Here is a 20,254-nt window from a genome sequence, read left to right as displayed (position 1 = left end):
ATGCCGCGAAGGCGCGCTCGATCCTTGGGTGTCTCGACTTCGCTCGACACGAACGGAAAAAGAGGTTTGCACATGAACTTTCCCTTCCGCATCGTCGGCTTCGACCTCGACGGCACGCTGGTCGACACCGCGGGCGACCTGACCGCGGCAGTGAACCATGCGCTCGCGCTGCTCGATCGTGCGCCGCTGAGCGAAGCAAAGGTGCGGCCGATGATCGGGCTCGGGGCGAAGCATATGCTCGAACAGGGCCTCACCGCGACCGGCGGCGTTCCTGACGGCGCGGTCGAGCGGCTCTATCCCGAGCTGCTCCGCTATTATGGCCAGCATATCGCGGTACACAGCCGTCCCTTCCCCGGCTTGATCGACGCGCTCGACCGGCTGGACGCGCTCGGGGTCCGGACTGCGGTCGCCACGAACAAGGCTGAGGGGCTGGCGCGACAGCTGCTTGCGGAACTCGGCCTCGTCGACCGGATGAGCGCGATCATCGGCGGCGACACGATCGGCGTGCGCAAGCCCTCTCCCGACCCTATCCACGCTATGATCGAGCAAAGCGACGGCGGCCGAGCGGCTTTCGTCGGCGACAGCATTTATGACGTCATGGCTGCAAAGGCCGCCGGCGTACCGAGCATCCTCGTCGGCTTCGGCTTCCTCGACCGGCCCGCCGAAGACTTCGGCGCCGATCATGTGATCGGCCATTATGACGAACTGGTTCCCCTGCTAGAAGCATTGTAGTCCCCGGCGAAGGCCGGGGTCCATCGGCAAGCTTCGGAGATGGGCCCCGGCCTTCGCCGGGGATCACATCATAACGTCAGCGCTTCCGCCACTTCGTCCAGAGGTGCTTCGCCAGCATCGTCGGCGGCATCCGCATCCAGTGCGAGCGGATGTAGAAAGCCTGCTGAAGCATGAAGTTCGTCGGGCGCCCCCAGTCATCGCGCGCGAGGAGGCGGCGGCGATACCAGACGTCGCGGGCGTCCTGCCGATCCCAGCCGGAGGGTAATTCCGCGCCATAAAGATCGCGCGCCAGTCGCGCTGCGCGATGCACAGCGCCGCGCAGCCCGTGCAGGTCCGCACGCGCGTCGAGCCTGCCCCAGAAACCCGTATCCGCCGCGGCGAAATCGCGCGTCAAGAAATGGAAGTCCCACAGGTTGCGAAGTCCGCCCTGCAGGTCGCCGTCGGCGAGCATATGCGCGGCGCAATGGCATGCCATGTCCTCGCGATTGAGAATGGCAAAGCCACTCGCCGTCGTCACCGCGTCGCCGACCAGCGCGAGCGCATCGGGCGTGACTCGGTGCGTTTTCGGCAGGATCGTGTGATGGACGTCGATCATCCGGTCGCGCGCCTTGTGAATGAGCGGCGGCAGCTCGTGCATATGTTCGCGGTAATAGAAATCGTCATAGGGGTCGGACTTGACCCATTCCCAGCCGGCTTCGAGCAGCTCGTTCTCGGCGCGGCGAATGTCGTGTGCGAGGACGAGGATGTCTAGATCACCGATCTGGCGCCCCGCGCTGCAAGGCAGGCCGCCGGCGGCATAGGCGGTGCCTTTCAGAAGCACGAACTCGATCCCTTCGGGCGCGAGCGCGCGGCGCGCCATCTCCGCTTCCCACAGCGCCTGATCCTTTGCAACCTGGGCGGCGGCGCGCTGGTCGGCGAACAGCGCCGCGACCGGCGGCGGCAGATCTGCCTCGCGCAGATGGTGCGCCAGCGTCGCCAGCATCGCCTCGGCGCGCGCGACGCTGATCACACCGTCCCAGTCGCGCGGCGCGAGCGATGCCGCATCGATCCGTCCCGCAAGCAGGCCCACCAGAGTATCGATCGCGCTCACCGCGCCGCCTCCGCCCAAAGCCGTTCGACCAGCGCCATCCCTGCCGCGCTGTCGGGATAGGTAATGCCGAAAGCGGGCGTCTCGCGCACCAGCCGCGTCAGCGCGGCGAAGCCCGCCTCGCCGAGCGCGATATAGTTGGTCGACGCCTCGGTCAGCCGGACAAAGGCCTCGCCCTCGCCCATCGGTTCGATCGCCGCTTCACCGCCGAAGCGCGGGAAGAGGATCAACGCAGGGCGCGCCGGCACGTGCATCGCCGCGATCGCGTCGGCGCGCGGGATCAGGTGGCGGATGTCGCCCTTCGGCGTTCCGGCGAGAAGCGGGCCGAGCCGCGCCGCATCGACGCGCGCTGCCATTTCGGCGATTGCCTCATTCTTCAAACTGACCGCGCGCGGAAAGGCCAGCGCATCGCCGCTCGCGGGTTCGACCAGCGTGAACTCGTCGCCCATCAGCCGCCAGTCGCCTTCACCGAGCAGCGCCGCGAGGGTCGACTTCCCCGATCCGGATTCGCCCGACATGATCACGGCGCGCCCGTCCCTAGCGACGGCGCTTGCGTGGAGCAGCAGATGCCGCCGCCAGCCGAGCGCCACCTGCAGGTTCATCCCCATCTCGGCTGCGAGCAGCCCCATCGAGAGTGGCAACGGCAGCGCGTCAGGGACGACGAAGTCGCCGCCGATATGCACCGACGGCCGCAGCCAGCGCCGCCACGGCCGCGCCGCGAACAGGCGCACCGTCGCATCGGCGGGCCGCGCATCGTCGCGCGGATAACCGGCGTATAATGTCTCGAGCGCCGCAATCGGTTGCCGCCAGTCACTGCCGATACGGAACTGGACGGGGCCGACCTGGATTCGCGCGCTGTGCCTCACGCTTCCGCCACCAACCCCATCGCGGCGAGCTCGGCGAGCCGGTCGGCGACGATGGCGACGACATCACCCTCGCCATCGAGGTCGAATTCGCCGGCAAGCCGCGCGGCGATCGCATCCGCTCCGCACGCATCGCCTCCCATCGCGGCCAATATCTCGGGCATCGGCGCGATCACGAGATGCGTCTGCATCGACCGCCGGTCGAAGATCGCGGTCAGTTCGCCCAGCGTCTCGATGCGCAGCGCGTCGGCGGGCGCGGCGCGATAGGCGCGATCAGGCATAATTTTCGGCAGTCGCGAGCAGCTTGACGAGGATTTCCATCAGTTTCGCGCGCTCCTCGCGGGTCAAGGCCGATTCGAGCTTTTCCTCCGCCGCGAGCGCCGCCGGGACGATCGCGTCATACAGCGAGCGACCGGTTTCGGTGAGCTCGAGATGGTGCGAGCGCCCGTCGACCTCGTGCGCCTGCCGCGCGATAAGCTGGCGGTCGGCCAGTGCCTTCGCCGCGCGGTTGACCGTCACCTTGTCCATATGGGTGATCGCGACAAGCTCGCGCTGGGTGCGCGGCACGCCCTCGCCCAGCACCGCCATCAACCGCCATTCGGGGATCTTCAGCCCGAAACGGTTCTGATATTCGGCGGCGATCCGGCTCGACAGGGCGTTGGAGGCGACGGACAGACGATAGGGCAGGAAATTGTCGAGATTCAGCTTCTTCGCGGCCATGCCTTGCAAACCCCCAAATGCCGTTTCCCCGGCAGGATCATCCTATCGCCTGTTTCGGGCCTGTGAAGGTCAGAATGTGACGCGGCCGCCGATCCACATCGTGCGCGGCGTCGCGCGTTCGACGATTCCCGCTGACGAGATCGCCGCAGGGACCAGTTCGTCGGTCAGATTTTCACCACGCGCCTCGATGCTGACCGCATCGGTCACGCGCCACGACAGCCCGGCATCGAGCGTCAGCGCATCGTCGAGGCGGAGCAGGCCGAGGTCATCCTCATTCTGGCTACCGATATAGCGCAGCGTCGCGAAGCCGCCGAACGGCCCGTTGCCATTGCTGCGCAGCGAGACGCTGCCGCCATGCTTTGCGATCTGCGCCGGGCGGCGGCCGTCGAGCGCAACGGCCGCACCCGAAGCGTCGACCTTGGCATCGGTGAACGCATAGGTCGCACGAAGCGTCGCCGGGCCGACGCGCTGCTCGGCGCTGAATTCGACCCCCTTGCTGTCGATCGCGTCGAGATTCCGGCGCTGGTTGAGGTTGGGCGCGAGGGTCACGTTGGCGATCGCGTTCGACAGATGGTTGGCGAACAGCGTCACCGACAGCTTCGTCCCGCCCTGCTGCCAATCGGCGCCCACTTCGCCGCCCCAGAGGCGCTCGGGTTCCAGCGCCTCGTTCGCGGTCGTCACCTCGGCGCCGACACGGAAGGGCCGGTAAAGTTCGTTGAGCGTGGGCAGGCGCCAACCACGATACCCCGCGGCGCGCAGCGCGAATGCGTCCGACGTCCAGCGCACACCCGCGCGCCCGCTGCCTTCCCAACCCTGTCGCGACGCAAAGCGCAGGTTGGTGATCAGCGATCCGCCGATATTGCGCTCGAGCCGATAGCCCTCGCCGAGCCACCAGTGGTCGACCCGCCCGCTCAGCGTCCAGAGGAACCCGTCGTTCGCGTCGCCCGACGTCCATTCGGCGAAAGCCCCGACCGTATCGCTGCTGCCTCCGGCGATGCGGTGACGGCCGGGGATGGTGCCGGTGAAGAAGAAATCTTCTTCGGTGCGGCCGGTGGTACGGCGCCAGTCGGCGCCGACGCGCAGCGGGTTTCCGCCATCGAAAGCCGGACGAAATTCGACCCGCGCGCCGAGACCGGTCGCGGGCACGCGCTGAAAGAGCGCGGGCGCAACGCTGTTCCGTCCCGCCGCAACGCTCGCGAAGCCGCTCTCGAAATCGCGAAGCTGGATATAGCCGAGCGCGAGCCATTGCGTCGCGCCATAGGGATCGTGAACGAAGCGCACGCTCGCATCGACGCCGTCGACCTTGCTCTGCGTGAAATCGGTGCCGCGATCTCGCCGGTCCGCAAAGCCGCGCACGCTCGCCTCGATCCGGCTGTCGTCGCCGGCATCGAAGCGCAGGCGAAGCCCGACCCCGCCCTGTTCATAGGGCGCCGCGCGATCGACGCTGCCGCGCTGGCCTTTCGCGATGGGGATGAAGCCATCGCCGCGGCTATACCGCCCATCGATCACGACCTGCCCGCTGCCCAGTTCGCCGCCCGCCGAGGCCGACGCGTCCCAACCGTCGCGGCTGCCATAGGCTGCGCTCGCCTCGACGCCGTCGGTCATCGTCGAATAGAGCCCGATCGTCCCGGCGAGCGCGCCCGGTCCATCGACCCCGCTACCGCCGCCGCGCGTCACGACGATACCGCCGAGGTTGATCGCATCATAGGCGGACCAGGCGACCCAGCCCCCGAACGGGTCGGCCTGCGGCACCCCGTCGAGCGTCACCAACGCGCGGCTCGACGCATTGCCGCCCAGCCCGCGCAAGGTAACGCCCTGGCTCGTCGGATGTGCGCTGCGCCCGTCGGAGCGACGGAACTGGACGATTCCGGCCTCGTCGCGCAGGCGATTTTCGACCCGCGCGCCGAAACCCGGATCTAGGTTGCGAAGAATGGCCGAACTCTGCACCCCGTCGTGCTGATTGTGAGGCAGCAGGCCGCCGCGCACGACAATATCATAAGGGTCGATGCGGTAGTCGGCGAAGACGATCTCGTCGCTCGGACCGGAGGAGGTACCCTCCTGCGCCATCGCCGCCGCCGGCAACGCCAGCGCAGCCGCCCCCGCGAGCAACCTGATCACGCGGGCTTCACCGCATCGGGATGCGCCCGCTGAAATGCCTCCAGCTCCATGCACGCCGCATCGATCTCGACGAGCCGCGGATAGTCATCGAGCGGCACCTCGAACCGACGCGCATTATACATCTGCGGCACCAGGCAGCAGTCGGCGATCCCCGGCGCATCGCCGCCCAGATAGCGCCCCTCGCCCGCCATCGCTTCGAGCGCCTCGAACCCCTGCGCGATCCATGTCGCGATCCAGCGATCCTTCGTCTGTTCGTTGAGCCCGAGATCCTTCGTCAGATATTTGAGGACGCGGAGGTTGTTGAGCGGATGGATGTCGCTCGCGATCACCTGCGCGCGCGCCAGCGCCACCGCGCGCGGCATCGGCTCGTCCGGGATCAGGCGCGGCTCGGGATAGGCACGGTCGAGCCAGTCGATGATCGCCATGCTCTGGATGATCGGCTCGCCATCAACGACGAGCATCGGCACGAATCCTTGCGCATTCTGTTCCAGATAGGCGTCGCTGCGCTGGTCGCCCGCGATCAGGCTGACCTCGACGCGCTCATATTCAAGCCCTTTCAGGTTCATCGCAATGCGGACGCGAAAGCTGGCCGAGGAGCGAAAATAATCGTGGAGGACGAGGCTGGTCATGCGCGCCCTAATGCGATGCTTTCGGCATCTCCGCAATCCATTGCCGCAGCAGCGCCGCGCCTTCCTTATGGACCGTCGAGCGGCCGAGCTCGGGCATCGCGATCCCCGGCTCGGTGCTTTCGAGGCGATAGATGAGGAAGCTGCGGTCGGGCTCGCCCGGCGCGATCGCAAAATCCATCCCGCCGCTGCCGCGCCCCGCCGCGGTCGGGCGCTTGCCGATGCCATAATTGACATTCACCGGATCGGTCCAGCGCAGGAACAGGCCGCTGTTCGACGCGCTGCCTTCCGGATTGTGGCAGTGCGCGCAGTTGACGTCGAGATAGGCGCGCGCGCGGTCCTGCAAACTGCCGCTCGCCGGATCGTCCCAGCGCGGCATGACCGGCTTGAGCGCCTCGGGCCGGTCGAACCACAACCGTTTCGCATCCGCGCTCATCGTCGCCGGCAGCACGAGGTTGCGCGCCTTCGGACCGATCGGCACGATCGCGCCGGCGCGGCTGTGGCATTCCTTGCACTGATTCTTGTTCGGCACGCCATATTGGATGCTGTGCGCGCCGCCGCCGGGACTCTCGAAGCTCACCGGCACGCGGCGGCCCGCGATCGCGAGCGACGCATCCTTGCCGTCGGCGTCCCAGATATAGGGCAGCGCGACCCAGCCCTTCGCGCGGTGGATGAGCAGCCGCGTCTCGACCGGGCGGCCGCCGTTCCGGTCGTGCCAGCCGAAACTCTTGACGATCACCGTGCCGACGGGGAACGCGATCGTGCCGTCGTCGGCGACCTCGGCCTTCTTGCCCGCCGGGATCGAAACGAAGCGATGCTTCTCGGCATAGTCGCTGAACAGCGGCGTGTTCAGCGTATAGGCGAAGCTCGCGATCGGACGCGCCGGATCATTGCCCGCGAACAGGCCAAAGGCGGACAGTTTCGGCGGCATCGTGTCGCCGTCGACCAGCGCCTGGTCGACGGCCGGCGGCGCGACACCGCCCGCACCGCTAGCAAAAAGCAGCGCAGCAGCGAGCGCCACTACGACGGGCTTCACTGGACCTTCGCCTCCATGCTCGCGGGCAGCTTGATCTCGGGCAGCGCCGCCGGGGGCGTGCCCTTCAGCGTCACCGGCGTCGGTTTCGCCTGATCGCGCGGCGTCTTCACATCGGGCAGGTTCAGCGACAGCACCCCGACCTCGTCGAGAACGATCGCGTCGCCCGCGCCGTCCCACAGCACCGGCGGGATCGCCCCGCCCATCGCCGCCGCGATCTGCGCCCCGCCATCGAACGCGGGGGCATAGCCCGCCTTGCCATGCTGGTTGCCGCGCACGACGATCGCCTTCGGCAGCGGCTGGTAGTTCGGATCCTTGTGATCGTAGCGATAGCCGACGATCATGACATTGGCGGTGCCGTTCTGGTCGAAGACATTGCCGAAAACCTCGACATTGCGGTTCGCCATCACCAGCACGCCGGTGCCGGTCGGGACGCTCGCGACGATATTGCCCTTCGGCGCGAAGTTCGGCGTGCTGTTGTCGCTGACGATATTCTCGAACACGCGGACATTATGCCCGCCCTGCTGCGGCAGGCTCGGCAGGTCGAAGACCAGAATTCCGCCCGTATTCTTCGCCGCGATATTGTCGTGGACGTCGGCGTCGAAGCTGTTCTCGATTTCGATCCCCGCCACATTCTCGGTCGCGATCGATTCGCGAACGACGATATTTTTCGACTGGCCGACATAGATGCCCGCGTCCGACGCGCCGCGGACATAGACGCTGTCGATCAGCACGTCGCTGCTCTCGACCGGATAGACGCCATAGGCGCCGTTGGTTTCCTTCGGCCCCGCGGTCCATTCGACGCGAAGCTGGTGATAGACGATGCGGTTCGCGCCCTTCGACTTGATCCCGTCGCCCTTGGTGTTGAGGACCGCGAAATTGGTCAGGAACACGTCGTCGCTGGTGACCAGCAGCCCCTCGCCCGCGCCCTGCTGGCCCGAGAAATCAAGGATCGATCCTGCGCCGTCCTTCGTCCCCGCGCCGCGCACGGTCACATTGTCGACGTCGAGCGACAGCCCGTCGGTCAGCTTCCACACCCCCGCGCCCAGTTCGACCGTGTCGCCGGGTTCGGCGAGAATCAGCGCCTCCTGCAGCTTTTCATTGGCGTCGGGCGTTCCCGCCTTGACGCTGATGGTCTTTGCCGCCGCGGGAACGGCGACGAAAGCCGCCACGAAACAGAGCGTCGCAGCTTGGCGCAGGCGTTGGAATCGCATGAGTCTCTCCCTTGTTTTCCGGAACCATGCGGCAAGACTTGACGGATGCCAAGCGGGTTGCTGACATGCGTGTAGCTAATAAAAACCGGGAGTGGTCGCCTTGTATTTGAGAATTGGATTCGCGCTTGCAGCCTTCATCGCCGTTCCGTCGATGGCTGCGGCGCCAGCGGCGGCGGTCAGCGGGCGCTGGAAAACCGACGACGGCAAGGCCATCGTTGCGATGGCGCCCTGCGGTACGAAGATGTGCGGGCGCATCGAGCGCCTGCTGATCAAACAGCCCGCGGGCGGCCAGCTCGACGAACGCAATCCCGACAAGGCGAAGCGCGGCCGGCAGGTCACCGGCCTGCAGATATATTGGGATCTCGTGCCGCATGACGACGGCTGGAAAGGGCCGGGCTACAGCCCCGAAGATGGCCGCTATTACACCGCGCATCTGCGCGTGAAGGGCAACAAGCTGACGATGAAGGGCTGCGTCGCGGTCTTCTGCAAGACCGTCACCTGGACGCGGATCGCTTGATCCTTTGATCCTCCCTGTCGCGCAGCGATGGGGAGGTGGCAGCGCGAAGCGCTGACGGAGGGGCAATTAGCGCAACGTCGCCGCCCCTCCACCATCCTTCGGATGGTCCCCCTCCCCATGGCTGCGCCACAGGGAGGATTCGAGTTCAGGGCGCATCCCCCAGTATCCAGTCGACCCCCGCCGCCACATGGATACGCGTCGTGTCATAGATCGGCAGGACATTGGCATCGGTGTCGACGAGCATCACCAGTTCGGTGCAGGCCAGCACGATCGCCTGGACATCCTGTTTCGCGATGTCGGTGATGAAAGTCTTCATCGTGCGGCGCGAGCTTTCGTTCACCTTGCCCAGCATCAGCTCTTCGTAGATGATCCGGTCGATCTCCTCGGCGCGGCTCGTGTCATAGGGCGCAAGCGTCAGCCCGTGGCGGACGAGCCGCTGGCGAAACCAGGGCTCGGTCATGACGTTGCGCGTGCCGATGACCGCCGCGGCCTTGACGCCGTCGGCCTTCATCTTCTCGCCGGTCTCGTCGACGATGTGGAGCAGCGGGATCGAAATCGCCCCGGCAACATCCTCGGCGACCCTGTGCATCGAATTGGCCGCGATCATCAGCGCGGTCGCGCCCGCATCCTGCAGCCGCTTCGCCGACGCGATCAGCACCTCTTTCGCATGCGCCCATTGCTCCGGCGTCGAGATGCGCGAAAGCTCGCAATAATTGAGGCTCTCCATCAGGATCGGCGCCGAGCAGGCGGTGCCGAGACGTTTTTGGACGCCCTTGTTGAGATGCCTGTAATAAAGCTCGGTCGATGCCCAGCTCATTCCCCCGATCAGGCCGATCTTGCGCAAAATGGTCCTCCGAAATGCAACGGGACCGGGTCTCGTCGGACCCGGTCCCGAACTTGGCTAGAAAAACTGTCGCCGTCGGGCAAGCCCGCGAGCGAAGTTTTGCGGCAGGCCGTCAGCGCCCGGAGCCGCGCGGGTCCTAATGCCCGCTACCGCTCAGCGCCTTGACGATGTCGTCGGCCATCTTCTTCGCGTCGCCGAGCAGCATCATCGTATTGTCCATGTAAAAGACGTCATTGTCGACGCCGGCATAGCCGACCCCGCCCATCGAACGCTTCACGAACAGCACGGTCTTGGCCTTTTCGACGTCGAGCACGGGCATGCCATAGATCGGCGAGGTCTTGTCGGTCTTCGCCGCCGGATTGGTCACGTCGTTCGCGCCGATGACGAAGGCGACGTCGGCCTGTGCGAATTCGCCGTTGATGTCCTCGAGCTCGAATACCTCGTCATAGGGGACGTTCGCCTCGGCGAGCAGCACGTTCATATGGCCCGGCATACGCCCTGCGACCGGGTGGATCGCATATTTGACGTTGACGCCTTCCTTCTTCAGCTGGTCGGCCATCTCGCGCAGCGCGTGCTGCGCCTGCGCGACCGCCATGCCGTAACCGGGGACGATGATGACATTCTCGGCCTGGCTCATCAGGAAGGCGGCGTCGTCGGCGCTGCCCGGCTTCCACGGACGCTGTTCCTTTGCCCCGCCCGCAGCGGCCGCCGCGTCGGCGCCGAAGCCGCCCGCGATGACGCTGATGAAGCTGCGGTTCATCGCACGGCACATGATGTACGACAGGATCGCGCCCGACGAACCGACGAGCGCGCCGGTGATGATCATCGCGGTGTTGCCGAGCGTGAAGCCCATCGCCGCCGCGGCCCAGCCCGAATAGCTGTTCAGCATCGACACGACGACCGGCATGTCGGCGCCGCCGATCGGGATGATGAGCAGGAAACCGATCAGGAAGCTCAGCGCGGTGATCGTCCAGAAGACCCATGGGCTTTGGTCGGTCAGGAAATAGGCGACAAGGCCGATGATCGCGGCGAGCGTGCCGAGGTTGATGATATGGCGGCCCGGCAGCATGATCGGCGAGCCCGACATATTGCCGTTCAGTTTCAGGAAGGCGATGACCGATCCCGAGAAAGTGATCGCACCGATCGCGATGCCGAGACCCATTTCGACACGGCTGACAGCGAAGATTTCGCCCGCCGCGTCGGCGATGTGGAAGGCGCCGGGGTTGAGATAGGCTGCCGCCGCCACGGCGACCGCAGCAAGGCCGACGAGGCTGTGAAAGGCCGCGACGAGCTGCGGCATCGCGGTCATCGCGATCCTGCGCGCCATGACGATACCGATCACCGCGCCGATACCGATCGCGCCGAGCACTTCGGCGATCGCGATCGTGTCGAACGCGCCCTCGCCCGTCCGCGGGACGTGGGTCAGCAGCGTGGTGACGACCGCGATCGTCATGCCGATCATGCCGTAGCGGTTGCCGCGTCGCGACGAGGCCGGGCTCGACAGCCCGCGCAACGCCAGAATGAAAAGGATGCCCGAGGCCAGATAAGCCAGCGCCACCCAGGGATTGATCGGTGCTACTTCGTGCATTCTAATTCCCCCGTCGGGCCGTCCGTCCCCGGCCCGTCAAATCCAAGGATTGCCGCGCCTCAGCGCTCTTTCTTCTTGTACATCGCGAGCATCCGCTCGGTGACCGCGAAGCCGCCGAAAATGTTGATGCTCGCCATCACCACGGCGGCAAGGCCAAGCCATTTCGACAGCGGCGAACCGGCGGCCGCGCTGGCGATCAGCGCACCGACGATGATGACGGAGGAAATCGCGTTGGTGACGCTCATCAGCGGCGTGTGCAGCGCGGGCGTCACCGACCAGACGACAAAATAGCCCACGAAACAGGCCAGAAGGAAAATCGAGAAAATCGAGATAAAGTCCACGGCCGGCTCCCCTGCTGATTCCGCTTGGCGCACCTCTTGCCGTGCGCGAGGGGGCGTGTCGACTCCAAAGCTGTCAAAAAAACGGGCGCACCCTTCGCGATCGGAGGAAAGGCGCGCCCGGGGCGTAATTAAATTGCGCGGAACAAGCTACATCTTGGGCAGCAGCACCGCGTCGACGACATGAATCACCCCGTTCGACTGGGCGACGTCGCCCTGCGTCACCAGCGCCTTGTTCCCGCTTGCGCTGGTCAGCAGGATCGCGCCGTCGCTCTCGGTCGCGGTCAGATCCTGCCCATCGGCGGTCTTGAGCATCGCGCTGCCCTTGCCCTCCGCGATTTTCGCCTCGATATCGGCGATCGTCAGCTTGCCCGGCACGACATGATATTTGAGCACGCCCGCGAGCACATCCTTTTGCGCGGGGCGCATCCAGCCGTCGCGCGTCACTGCGGGAATCTGCGCAAAACCTTCATCGGTCGGCGCAAAGACGGTGAAGGGACCGGGACCCGACAGCGTCTCGACGAGACCCGCCTGCTTGACCGCCGCGACAAGCTGCTTGTGGATCGGCGAGGCCGAGGCGTTTTCGACGATGTTCCGGGTCGGCAACATCTCGGCGCCGCCGATGGTCGGGTTGCCACTCGCGGTGGCGACATCGCCGGTCGCGGCCGCGTCGGTCTCGGCTTTGGGCGCCTCGGCGGCCTTGTTGCACCCGCCGAGCGCCAGACCGGCACCCACTACGGCCGCAAGCAGCATATGTTTCGTCATCTCGTCATTCTCCTTGAAACCAAAGGCGAAATGCCGCGGATTCGAAGAATCCGCGGCCACTCGCAGCGAAACGCGCCCTGCGGCGCGAAAGTTTCAGAAGAAAGACAGCGCGGAATTGCTTATCCCAGCAACCGCTCGTTCACGACCTTGCCGCCCTGCGTCAGGCGCACGGCATTGCCGATTTCCTCGTCGAGCACCGGCTTGCCGGCTTCCTTGTCCCAAAAAGCCGACAGGAAGTTGAACAGGTTGCGGCTGAACAGCGCGCTGGTATCGGCAGGCATCAGCGCCGCGATATTCTTCGCGCCGATCACGGTAACGCCGTGGATGCGCTTCGCCTCACCGGCGACCGCACCCTCGACATTGCCACCGCTTTCGGCCGCCATGTCGACGATCACGCTGCCCGTCCGCATCGTCGCAAGCTGCGCGTCCGAAATAAGCCGCGGCGCGGGGCGGCCGGGGATCAGCGCGGTGGTGATGACGATGTCCTGCTTGGCGATATGGCCCGACACCAGTTCGGCCTGCGCCTTCTGATATTCTTCCGACATTTCGGTGGCATAGCCGCCCGCGCCTTCGCCCTCGATCCCGGCGACACTTTCGACGAAGATCGGCTTCGCGCCGAGCGACAATATCTGTTCCTTGGTCGCCGAGCGCACGTCGGTCGCGCTGACCTGCGCGCCCAGGCGCCGTGCGGTCGCGATCGCCTGCAGCCCCGCGACGCCGACGCCCATCACGAACGCCTTGGCGGCGCTGACGGTGCCCGCGGCGGTCATCATCATCGGGAAGGCGCGGCCATAGGCATTCGCCGCCATCAGCACCGCCTTGTACCCCGCGAGGTTCGCCTGGCTCGACAGGATATCCATCGACTGGGCGCGCGTGATGCGCGGCATGAATTCCATCGCGAGCGCTTCGATCCCGAGCTTCGCATAGTCGTCGACGCGCGCGCGCTCGCCGAACGGGTTGAGCCCCGCGGCGAGCCAGGCGCCTTCGGCAAAGCCCTTGAGGTCTTTGGGGTCCGGTCCCTGGATGCCGAGGATGATGTTCGCACCCTTCAGCACCTCGGCACGGCTGCCGACGCTGGCGCCGGCAGCGGTATAGTCGGCGTCGGCGATCGATGCCGCCTCCCCCGCTCCCGTCTCGACGGCCAATTCAGCGCCCAGCCCGATGAATTTCTTCACGGTTTCGGGGGTCGCGGCGACGCGGGTCTCGCCGGGGGCGAGTTCCTTCAGGACGGCGATGCGCATGGCAAAGGGCCGGTCAGGAGATGATGAGGACGACGAAGGCCGCGACGACCACCGTGATGATCGTGCCGATTTTCAGCATGCTGAGGAAACCCGCATAGGTTTCGTTCGCCGCTTTCATTTCCTGTTCCGCCATGCCCTGTCCCCTTTGCCTGTTCGCCGAAAGGCGCGCCCACGCGCCCATAATCGCTTTGGATGCGCGGGTGGCGCGCCCCAGAATCGAGCGTCGCGCCGGTCTTAGCCACGCCTTTCGCGATGCTCAAGGGGCGCTGGCGGGAAAAAGCCCTTCATCGTGGCGAAAGCCGAACGGCCTTAATAGCCCCTTTACCCCTATGCCGTAGATCACAGCGCTTGAACGGATGGCACGGCATCAGACATCCGAACATAGGGGCAGAACGGGGATTATGGCCAGCCAGCGCGACACGCGAACAGTGATGATCGTCGATAGCGAACCCGCACAGCAGCGGTTCCTGTCGGCGCTGCTGTCGCGCGGCGGCTGGCGCAGCATCGTCGCCGGCGACACTGACACCGCGCTTGCGAAGCTGGGCACGCAGGAGGGCATGGCGCTCGACGCCGTCCTCGTCGACCAGGGCACGCCGGGCATGGAAATCGGCGAATTCGTCGCCGAACTGCGACGCTGGCGTCCTGCCCTGCCCCTCATCGTCATCACATTGCGCAACAGCGTCGAGGTCGCCGTGTCGTCGATGCGCGCCGGCGCGAGCGATTTCGTGCAAAAGCCGATCGCCCCCGACCGCCTGCTCGGTGCGCTCGACCGCATCGTCTCGCCGAACGGACCGCAGGGCGAACTCCGCCCGCTCACCGAAAAGCTCCGCGCGCCGCTGGCGTTCGAGGAGATCATCGGGTCGAGTCCCAATTTCCGCAGCGCGCTCGCGATCGCCGCGAAGGCTGCGCGTGCACGCGTTCCGGTGATGATCAACGGCAAGCCCGGCACCGGCAAGGAGGTCTTCGCCCGCGCGATCCACAGCGCATCGCCGCGCGCGCGCGGCCATCTCGTGATGGTCGATTGCTCGGCGGTATCGCCGGGCCTGATCGGCTCGGGCCTGTTCGGCCACGAACGCGGCGCCTTTCCCGGCGCCTTCGACCGCCAGATCGGCCGTCTTGTCCAGGCCGACGGCGGCAGCATCATCATCGACCATGTCGAATGTATCCCGCTGGAAACGCAGGCCAAGCTCGTGGAGTTCATAAACTCCGGCGAAGTCCAGATGATCGGCGGCTCGATCCGCCAGAGCGTCGACGTCCGCATCATCGCGACGACCGCGAGCCCGCTCGACAAGCTGATCGAGGCCGGGCACTTCCGCGAAGATCTCTATTACGCGCTCTCGACCGCGCAATTCACCCTGCCCTCGCTCTCTGAACGCCGCGGCGACGTCGGCCCGCTTGCGCGCCACCTGCTCGCGCGTATCGGCGGCCTGCCCGGCATGGGGCAGATCGGGATCACCGACGACGCGCTGCGTCTGCTCGCTGCCTATGCCTGGCCCGGCAATGTCCGCCAGCTTCAGGACGTATTGTTCCGCGCCGCGACGTCGAGCAAGACCGACGTCCTGACCGGCGCCGATTTCAAGGCGATCGAGGCCGCGCTCGGCGGCGGCGCGCCCGGCGGCGAAGGCGATGTCGCGATCAACGGCGAAGCGATCGGGGTCACGCTCTACCTGCCCGACGGCAACCTGCGTCCGCTCGAGGAGATCGAGGCCGACGTCATCCGCCTCGCGATCGGCCACTACCGCGGCCGCATGAGCGAAGTCGCGCGGCGCCTGGGGATCGGCCGCTCGACGCTCTATCGCAAATTGAGCGATTTGGGGATCGATACCGCGGCCTGATTTTTGGCATCGACGGTCTCGGCCGGCCCGATTAGGGTCAAGCGAATGGACAAGCGATTTTCCGGACGAACCGCGCTCATCACCGGCAGCGCATCGGGCATCGGGGCGGCAACCGCCGCGTTGCTGCAAGCCGAGGGCGCGCGCATCATCGGCGTCGATCTGTCGCAAGGCCGCGACGTCGCCAGCCCTGAAATGTGGGACGCCCTTGCGAGCGAGCTTGTCGACACCGACGTCGCCGTCGTCAACGCCGGCATTGCCACCGCGGGACAGATCGCCGACATGGATTTCACCGACTGGCGCCGCACGCTCTCGGTCAATCTCGACGGCGCGATGCTGACCTTGCGCGCCGCGATGCGCGCCATGATCGCGCACGGCCGCGGCGGCGCGATCGTCGTCACCGCCTCGATTTCGGGAATCAAGGCCGAACCTGGTGTCGGCGCTTATGGTGCGTCGAAGGCAGGCGTCATCCAGCTCGCGCGGATCGCTGCAAAGGAAGGCGCGCCGCACGCCATACGCGTCAACGCGATTGCCCCCGGCGGGGTCGACACGCCGATCTGGGATGATGTCGACTTCTTTCCGGCGATGATCGCCGAACATGGCAGCCGCGAGGGCGCAATCGATGCGATGGCGAAAGCCGCAACGCCGCTCGGCCGCTGGGCCAGCGCCGACGAAACCGCGCGCCAGATTTCATTCCTGCTGTCGGACGATGCTGCCAGTATCACCGGCGCCGTGCTGGCCGCCGATGGCGGCTATTCGCTCTAGGCCGTCAGCGCAGCGTCCCTCAGGCCGCGCCATACCCTCAGCGCCTGCCGGGTCTCCGCAACGTCGTGAACGCGCAGCAACTGCGCGCCCTGCGTCGCCGCCTGATAATGGAGCGCGACGCTGCCCCCCAACCGCTGGTCGGTAGGCGCCTCATTATCCAGCGCGCCGATCATCCGCTTCCGGCTTGCGCCGAACAGGATCGGACAGCCGAGCGTGTGGAACAACGCCACCCCGTTCACCAGCGCCAGATTGTCGGCGACGCCCTTGCCGAAGCCGAGGCCGGGGTCGACGATGATCTTCGCCGGATTGATCCCCGCCGCGGTACACGCCGCGATGCGCTCGGCGAGCATGTCGTAAACGTCGAACAATATATTCGAATAGGTGCCGCCTTCATGCGGATCGCTCTTTGCCGATGGCGCGTGCATCAGCACCACCGGGCAGCCTGCGCGCACGACCACCTCCATCGCGCGCTCGTCATAGCGGAGCGCCGAAACATCGTTCACGATCGTCGCGCCCGCCGCGAGCGCGGCTTCCATCACCGTCGCCTTGCGGGTGTCGATCGAAACCGCGACGCCGCCCTTCGCCAGCGCTGAAACGACGCCCTCGATGCGCTGGATCTCGTCGCCTTCCCATACCAGCGGCGCGCCGGGGCGGGTCGATTCCCCGCCGACATCGACGATCGCCGCTCCAGCCGAGGCCAACGCATAGCCCGCCTCGCTGGCGGCCGCGGTGTCGATATGCTTGCCGCCGTCCGAAAAACTGTCGGGCGTCACGTTGAGAATTCCCATGACCTGCGGCTCGTTCAGCCGCACGACGCGCTCGCCGAGCTGCAGCGTGCCGCGCGGCCGTACGACCGCCGCGCGCTGCGCCGTCACCGCCTCGGCGAGCCGGTCGGGCATCGCCGCGATCCAGTCGTCGAGTTCGGATATCGGCACGATCGCCGATCTGACGCTCTCATTGTCGCGCAGGCTGACATGCCACGCCGCGAACCAGATCATCGTGTCGGCGATCCGCAGGCAGCCGTCGTCAAGCTCGTGCGGTCGGTCGACGAAGCACGCCGGGCGGCAATAGACGCGGGCATCTTCCCACGTCTTGCCGAGATCGGGCTTGGTCAGTGGCTGGAACATCAGGCCTCGTTCGCCAGCAGCCAGTCCTGCCGCACCGCGTCGATCACGCGCAATTCCTTGCCGGTATCGACGTGCCAGAAGGTCCAGCCGTTGCAGCTCGGCGCGCCCTGCACACTGGCGCCGACCTTGTGGATCGAGCCCGCGAGCTGGCCCTCGCATTCAAGGCTGCCGTCGACGCGCACCTTCGCTTTCCAGCGGCGCTTGCTGTCGGTCAGCACCGTTCCCGGCGCGATCAGCCCGCCCTCGACCAGCGTCCCGAAGGCGACGCGCGTCGCGGCTTGCGGCGCCATCATCGTCTTCACCGCGCTTTCGTCGAGCGGCAGCGCCATCTCGATGCGCTCGAGCGCGGCTTCGATATAATCGTCTTCGCGCTCGATCCCGATGAAGTGACGACCGAGGCGCTTCGCGACAGCGCCGGTGGTGCCGGTCCCGAAGAAGGGATCGAGGACCACGTCGCCGGGGTTCGAGCAGGCGAGCAGGATGCGATAGAGCAAGGCTTCGGGCTTCTGCGTCGGATGAACCTTCGTCCCGCCCTTCTTGAGCCGCTCCTGACCCCCGCAGATCGGGATCAGCCAGTCGCTGCGCATCTGAAGCTCGTCGTTCAGCGTCTTCATCGCCCGATAGTTGAAGGTATATTTCGCCTTCTCGCCCATCGACGCCCAGATCAGGGTCTCGTGTGCATTGGTGAAGCGCGTGCCCTTGAAGTTCGGCATCGGGTTCGCCTTGCGCCACACGATGTCGTTGAGGATCCAGTAGCCATTGTCCTGCAATGCGGTGCCGACGCGGAAGATGTTGTGATAGCTGCCGATCACCCAGATGCTGCCGCCGGGCTTCAGGATGCGCTTCGCTTCCTTGAGCCAGGCATGGGTGAAGCGATCGTAGGTCGCGAGGCTGTCGAACTTGTCCCATTCGTCGTTTACCGCGTCGACCTGGCTTCCGTCGGGGCGGTGAAGATCGCCACCCAGCTGAAGATTGTAGGGCGGATCGGCGAAAATCATGTCGACCGACGCCGCGGGCAGCGAACGCATCATCTCGACGCAGTCACCCTGCAGGATGCTGTCGAGCGGCAGGTCGGCGTGGCTGATTTTGGGCGCCGATTTCGACGCACGCTTCGCCGCCGGGGCCTTGACCCGTTCCATCACACCCATGTTTCGCCCCTGTTCAAACCCGAAAGAAGCCCCTGATGAGTCCGGCGGAGTCCGCCGTCAAGCTCGGGATTCTAGGGATTCCAGGTGTCATAATGGTTAACGGCACGAGAACGAAACGAGTCTGCCACGACATATGGAGTCATGCGCGCCGCGCGGACTCAACCACTGGTGGTGTGGCGATGAGGACTCACCCGCGAAAAATAATTTCAGATCCCGGGATCGACCCCGGTCAGATCGATCGAACGGCGCCACAGATCGCGCGCCAGCTTCGGATCGCGCGCATCGCGCGTCGCGCGCGCCGGGCCCGAACGCCCCGATATCTCGCCCAGCCCCTGCGGCCCCAGATAATCGCCGCCCTGCACATGCGCGCCGGTCGCCGCTTGCAGCATCGGCCACGCGCCCTGCGCCGCGCTGTTGAAAAAGGGCGTCGCGAGCGGCGTCATATAGCGCAGCGGCAGCGGCAGATGCCGCGTCAGCTCGGTCATGGCGACGCCCGGATGGCACCCGATCGCCTGCGTCGCGCGGCCCGCTGCGCTCAGCCGCCGGTCGAGCTCATACATGAAGAGCAGATTCGCAAGCTTGCTCATCTGGTAGCGCGGCCAATTGTGGTAGCTGCGGCTCGCATCGAGATCGCTGTAATCCATCGTTCCGCTCTTGTGCGCGATGCTGGCGGTGACGACGATCCGGTCATCGACATGGCCGTGGATCAGCCCGGTGAAGGCGAAGGTGCCGAGGTGGTTGACCCCGAATTGCAGCTCATAGCCTTGTTTGGTCAGCGTCCGCGGCGGGATCATCACGCCCGCATTGTTGACCAGCACATCGATCCGCGGTCCGGCGAGCACAGCCTTTGCCGCCTCCCTCACCTGGTCGAGATCGGCAAGGTCTAGCGGCTGGAAACTCAGCGTGGCGGCCGGCATCTCGTCGCGGATCAGATCCATCGCCGCTTCGGCGCGCCCGGCGTCGCGGCAGGCGAGCACGACATGCGCGCCGCGCGCCGCCAGCACCTTCGCGGCCTCGAAGCCGAGCCCGGCATTCGCCCCCGTGATCAGGAAGCGGCGTCCGCTTTGCTGCGCAACATCGTCGGCCGTAAACCCGCTGCGCATGTCTTTCTCCCGCCGTCAGATCAGGGTCAGTTGCGCAACCGGCGCGAAACTGGCCCGGTGATGCGGCGTCGGTCCATGCTTGCGCAGCGCCGCGAGATGCTGCGCCGTGCCATAGCCCATATTGGTCTCCCAGCCAAAGCCCGGATGGTCGCGCGCCGCCGCGACCATGAAGCGGTCGCGATGCTCCTTCGCCAATATGCTCGCCGCCGATATGCACTGGTGCGACGCATCGCCGCCCACGATCGCCCGCGCCCTATAGCGCCATCTGGGCAGCCGGTTGCCGTCGACCAGCACCTCGCCCGGCTCGAATCCCAGCGCCTCGACCGCGCGCGTCATCGCCACGAAGGTCGCCTGCAATATGTTGATGCTGTCGATCTCGGCGACGCTCGCCTCGCCGATGCCCCAGCGGCAGCGCGCCTTGATCTCGACTTCGAGTTCGGCGCGGCGTTTCGCGGTCAGCTTCTTGCTATCATCGAGCCCGGCAATCCCGCCCTCGCAGAGCAGGACGGCGGCTGCGACCACCGGCCCCGCGAGCGGCCCGCGCCCGGCTTCGTCGACGCCGACGATCACGACTCCCCCTCCCGCAAGCGGGA

22 protein-coding genes are annotated in these 20,254 nt (G+C 66.3%); 4 read left to right on the top strand and 18 right to left on the bottom strand.

From position 1 onward, the window contains the following. Positions 1-72 precede the first annotated feature (72 nt). Entirely contained in the window at positions 73-732 is a 660-nt protein-coding gene (locus ATE64_RS12305) for an HAD-IA family hydrolase (RefSeq protein ID WP_058457179.1), read from the top strand. A gap of 76 nt (positions 733-808) precedes the next feature. On the opposite strand, the gene ATE64_RS12300 is transcribed toward ATE64_RS12305, so the two are convergent. The 8 genes from ATE64_RS12300 to ATE64_RS12265 all read right to left on the bottom strand — a co-directional run bounded on the left by ATE64_RS12300 (position 809) and on the right by ATE64_RS12265 (position 8,393). After that, a complete protein-coding gene (locus ATE64_RS12300) occupies positions 809-1,822 on the bottom strand; it encodes a nucleotidyltransferase family protein (RefSeq protein WP_082657731.1) in 1,014 nt (337 codons plus the stop codon). Next, positions 1,819-2,685, bottom strand: coding sequence for an HprK-related kinase A (locus ATE64_RS12295; protein WP_058457180.1), 867 nt, complete (start codon positions 2,683-2,685; stop codon positions 1,819-1,821). Before ATE64_RS12295 ends, ATE64_RS12300 begins: the two co-directional genes overlap by 4 nt. Further along, the gene (locus ATE64_RS12290) at positions 2,682-2,963 is read right to left on the bottom strand and encodes an HPr-rel-A system PqqD family peptide chaperone (protein WP_058457181.1); all 282 of its coding nucleotides are present in this window, start codon (positions 2,961-2,963) and stop codon (positions 2,682-2,684) included. Before ATE64_RS12290 ends, ATE64_RS12295 begins: the two co-directional genes overlap by 4 nt. Then, a complete protein-coding gene (locus ATE64_RS12285) occupies positions 2,956-3,402 on the bottom strand; it encodes a MarR family winged helix-turn-helix transcriptional regulator (RefSeq protein ID WP_058457182.1) in 447 nt (148 codons plus the stop codon). The genes ATE64_RS12290 and ATE64_RS12285 overlap by 8 nt, the downstream gene beginning before the upstream one ends. 69 nt (positions 3,403-3,471) lie before the next feature. Continuing rightward, positions 3,472-5,520 carry a TonB-dependent receptor gene (locus ATE64_RS12280; protein ID WP_058457183.1) on the bottom strand — a complete coding sequence of 683 codons (2,049 nt, stop codon included), beginning with the start codon at positions 5,518-5,520 and terminating at the stop codon, positions 3,472-3,474. After that, entirely contained in the window at positions 5,517-6,149 is a 633-nt protein-coding gene (gene maiA, locus ATE64_RS12275) for a maleylacetoacetate isomerase (protein ID WP_058457184.1), read from the bottom strand. The genes ATE64_RS12280 and maiA overlap by 4 nt, the downstream gene beginning before the upstream one ends. Positions 6,150-6,156: 7 nt before the next feature. Further along, entirely contained in the window at positions 6,157-7,182 is a 1,026-nt protein-coding gene (locus ATE64_RS12270; RefSeq protein ID WP_058457185.1) for an SO2930 family diheme c-type cytochrome, read from the bottom strand. Beyond that, complete coding sequence (locus tag ATE64_RS12265; protein ID WP_058457186.1) at positions 7,179-8,393, bottom strand: parallel beta-helix domain-containing protein; 1,215 nt, start codon at positions 8,391-8,393, stop codon at positions 7,179-7,181. Before ATE64_RS12265 ends, ATE64_RS12270 begins: the two co-directional genes overlap by 4 nt. Before the next feature lie 100 nt (positions 8,394-8,493). Here ATE64_RS12265 and ATE64_RS12260 point away from each other — a divergent pair, with 100 nt between their 5' ends. After that, positions 8,494-8,910, top strand: coding sequence for a DUF2147 domain-containing protein (locus tag ATE64_RS12260; protein WP_058457187.1), 417 nt, complete (start codon positions 8,494-8,496; stop codon positions 8,908-8,910). Positions 8,911-9,055: 145 nt separating this feature from the next. Here ATE64_RS12260 and ATE64_RS12255 read toward each other — a convergent pair whose 3' ends face one another. From ATE64_RS12255 to ATE64_RS12230, 6 genes are all read right to left on the bottom strand, one after another. Beyond that, positions 9,056-9,754 carry an amino acid racemase gene (locus ATE64_RS12255; RefSeq protein ID WP_058457188.1) on the bottom strand — a complete coding sequence of 233 codons (699 nt, stop codon included), beginning with the start codon at positions 9,752-9,754 and terminating at the stop codon, positions 9,056-9,058. A gap of 136 nt (positions 9,755-9,890) precedes the next feature. Then, positions 9,891-11,342 carry an NAD(P)(+) transhydrogenase (Re/Si-specific) subunit beta gene (locus ATE64_RS12250; RefSeq protein ID WP_058457189.1) on the bottom strand — a complete coding sequence of 484 codons (1,452 nt, stop codon included), beginning with the start codon at positions 11,340-11,342 and terminating at the stop codon, positions 9,891-9,893. 59 nt (positions 11,343-11,401) lie between these two features. Then, positions 11,402-11,683, bottom strand: coding sequence for a proton-translocating transhydrogenase family protein (locus ATE64_RS12245; protein WP_058457190.1), 282 nt, complete (start codon positions 11,681-11,683; stop codon positions 11,402-11,404). 147 nt (positions 11,684-11,830) lie between these two features. Beyond that, entirely contained in the window at positions 11,831-12,445 is a 615-nt protein-coding gene (locus ATE64_RS12240) for a fasciclin domain-containing protein (protein WP_058457210.1), read from the bottom strand. Positions 12,446-12,564: 119 nt separating this feature from the next. After that, on the bottom strand, positions 12,565-13,686 hold the full coding sequence (locus tag ATE64_RS12235) for an NAD(P) transhydrogenase subunit alpha (protein ID WP_058457191.1): 1,122 nt from the start codon (positions 13,684-13,686) through the stop codon (positions 12,565-12,567). A 13-nt stretch (positions 13,687-13,699) separates the two neighbouring features. Further along, complete coding sequence (locus ATE64_RS12230; RefSeq protein WP_058457192.1) at positions 13,700-13,819, bottom strand: aa3-type cytochrome c oxidase subunit IV; 120 nt, start codon at positions 13,817-13,819, stop codon at positions 13,700-13,702. Positions 13,820-14,087: 268 nt separating this feature from the next. Here ATE64_RS12230 and ATE64_RS12225 point away from each other — a divergent pair, with 268 nt between their 5' ends. Next, positions 14,088-15,521 (top strand): sigma-54 dependent transcriptional regulator, encoded by a 1,434-nt coding sequence (locus ATE64_RS12225; protein ID WP_058457193.1) that lies wholly within the window; start codon positions 14,088-14,090, stop codon positions 15,519-15,521. A gap of 45 nt (positions 15,522-15,566) precedes the next feature. After that, positions 15,567-16,283 carry an SDR family NAD(P)-dependent oxidoreductase gene (locus tag ATE64_RS12220; RefSeq protein ID WP_058457194.1) on the top strand — a complete coding sequence of 239 codons (717 nt, stop codon included), beginning with the start codon at positions 15,567-15,569 and terminating at the stop codon, positions 16,281-16,283. Here the strand turns inward: ATE64_RS12220 and folP are convergent. The 4 genes from folP to ATE64_RS12200 form a co-directional block, all read right to left on the bottom strand. After that, positions 16,280-17,410, bottom strand: coding sequence for a dihydropteroate synthase (gene folP / locus ATE64_RS12215; protein ID WP_058457195.1), 1,131 nt, complete (start codon positions 17,408-17,410; stop codon positions 16,280-16,282). The genes ATE64_RS12220 and folP overlap by 4 nt on opposite strands. Beyond that, on the bottom strand, positions 17,410-18,558 hold the full coding sequence (locus tag ATE64_RS12210; protein ID WP_058457196.1) for a site-specific DNA-methyltransferase: 1,149 nt from the start codon (positions 18,556-18,558) through the stop codon (positions 17,410-17,412). The genes folP and ATE64_RS12210 overlap by 1 nt, the downstream gene beginning before the upstream one ends. Before the next feature lie 206 nt (positions 18,559-18,764). Beyond that, positions 18,765-19,661 carry an oxidoreductase gene (locus ATE64_RS12205; protein WP_058457197.1) on the bottom strand — a complete coding sequence of 299 codons (897 nt, stop codon included), beginning with the start codon at positions 19,659-19,661 and terminating at the stop codon, positions 18,765-18,767. A gap of 15 nt (positions 19,662-19,676) precedes the next feature. Then, entirely contained in the window at positions 19,677-20,231 is a 555-nt protein-coding gene (locus ATE64_RS12200; RefSeq protein ID WP_197410142.1) for a ribonuclease HII, read from the bottom strand. Positions 20,232-20,254: the final 23 nt, after the last annotated feature.

Source organism: Sphingopyxis sp. H073, assembly GCF_001468395.1.
Lineage (GTDB): Bacteria > Pseudomonadota > Alphaproteobacteria > Sphingomonadales > Sphingomonadaceae > Sphingopyxis.
This window is presented reverse-complemented; position numbering and strand designations above follow the sequence as displayed.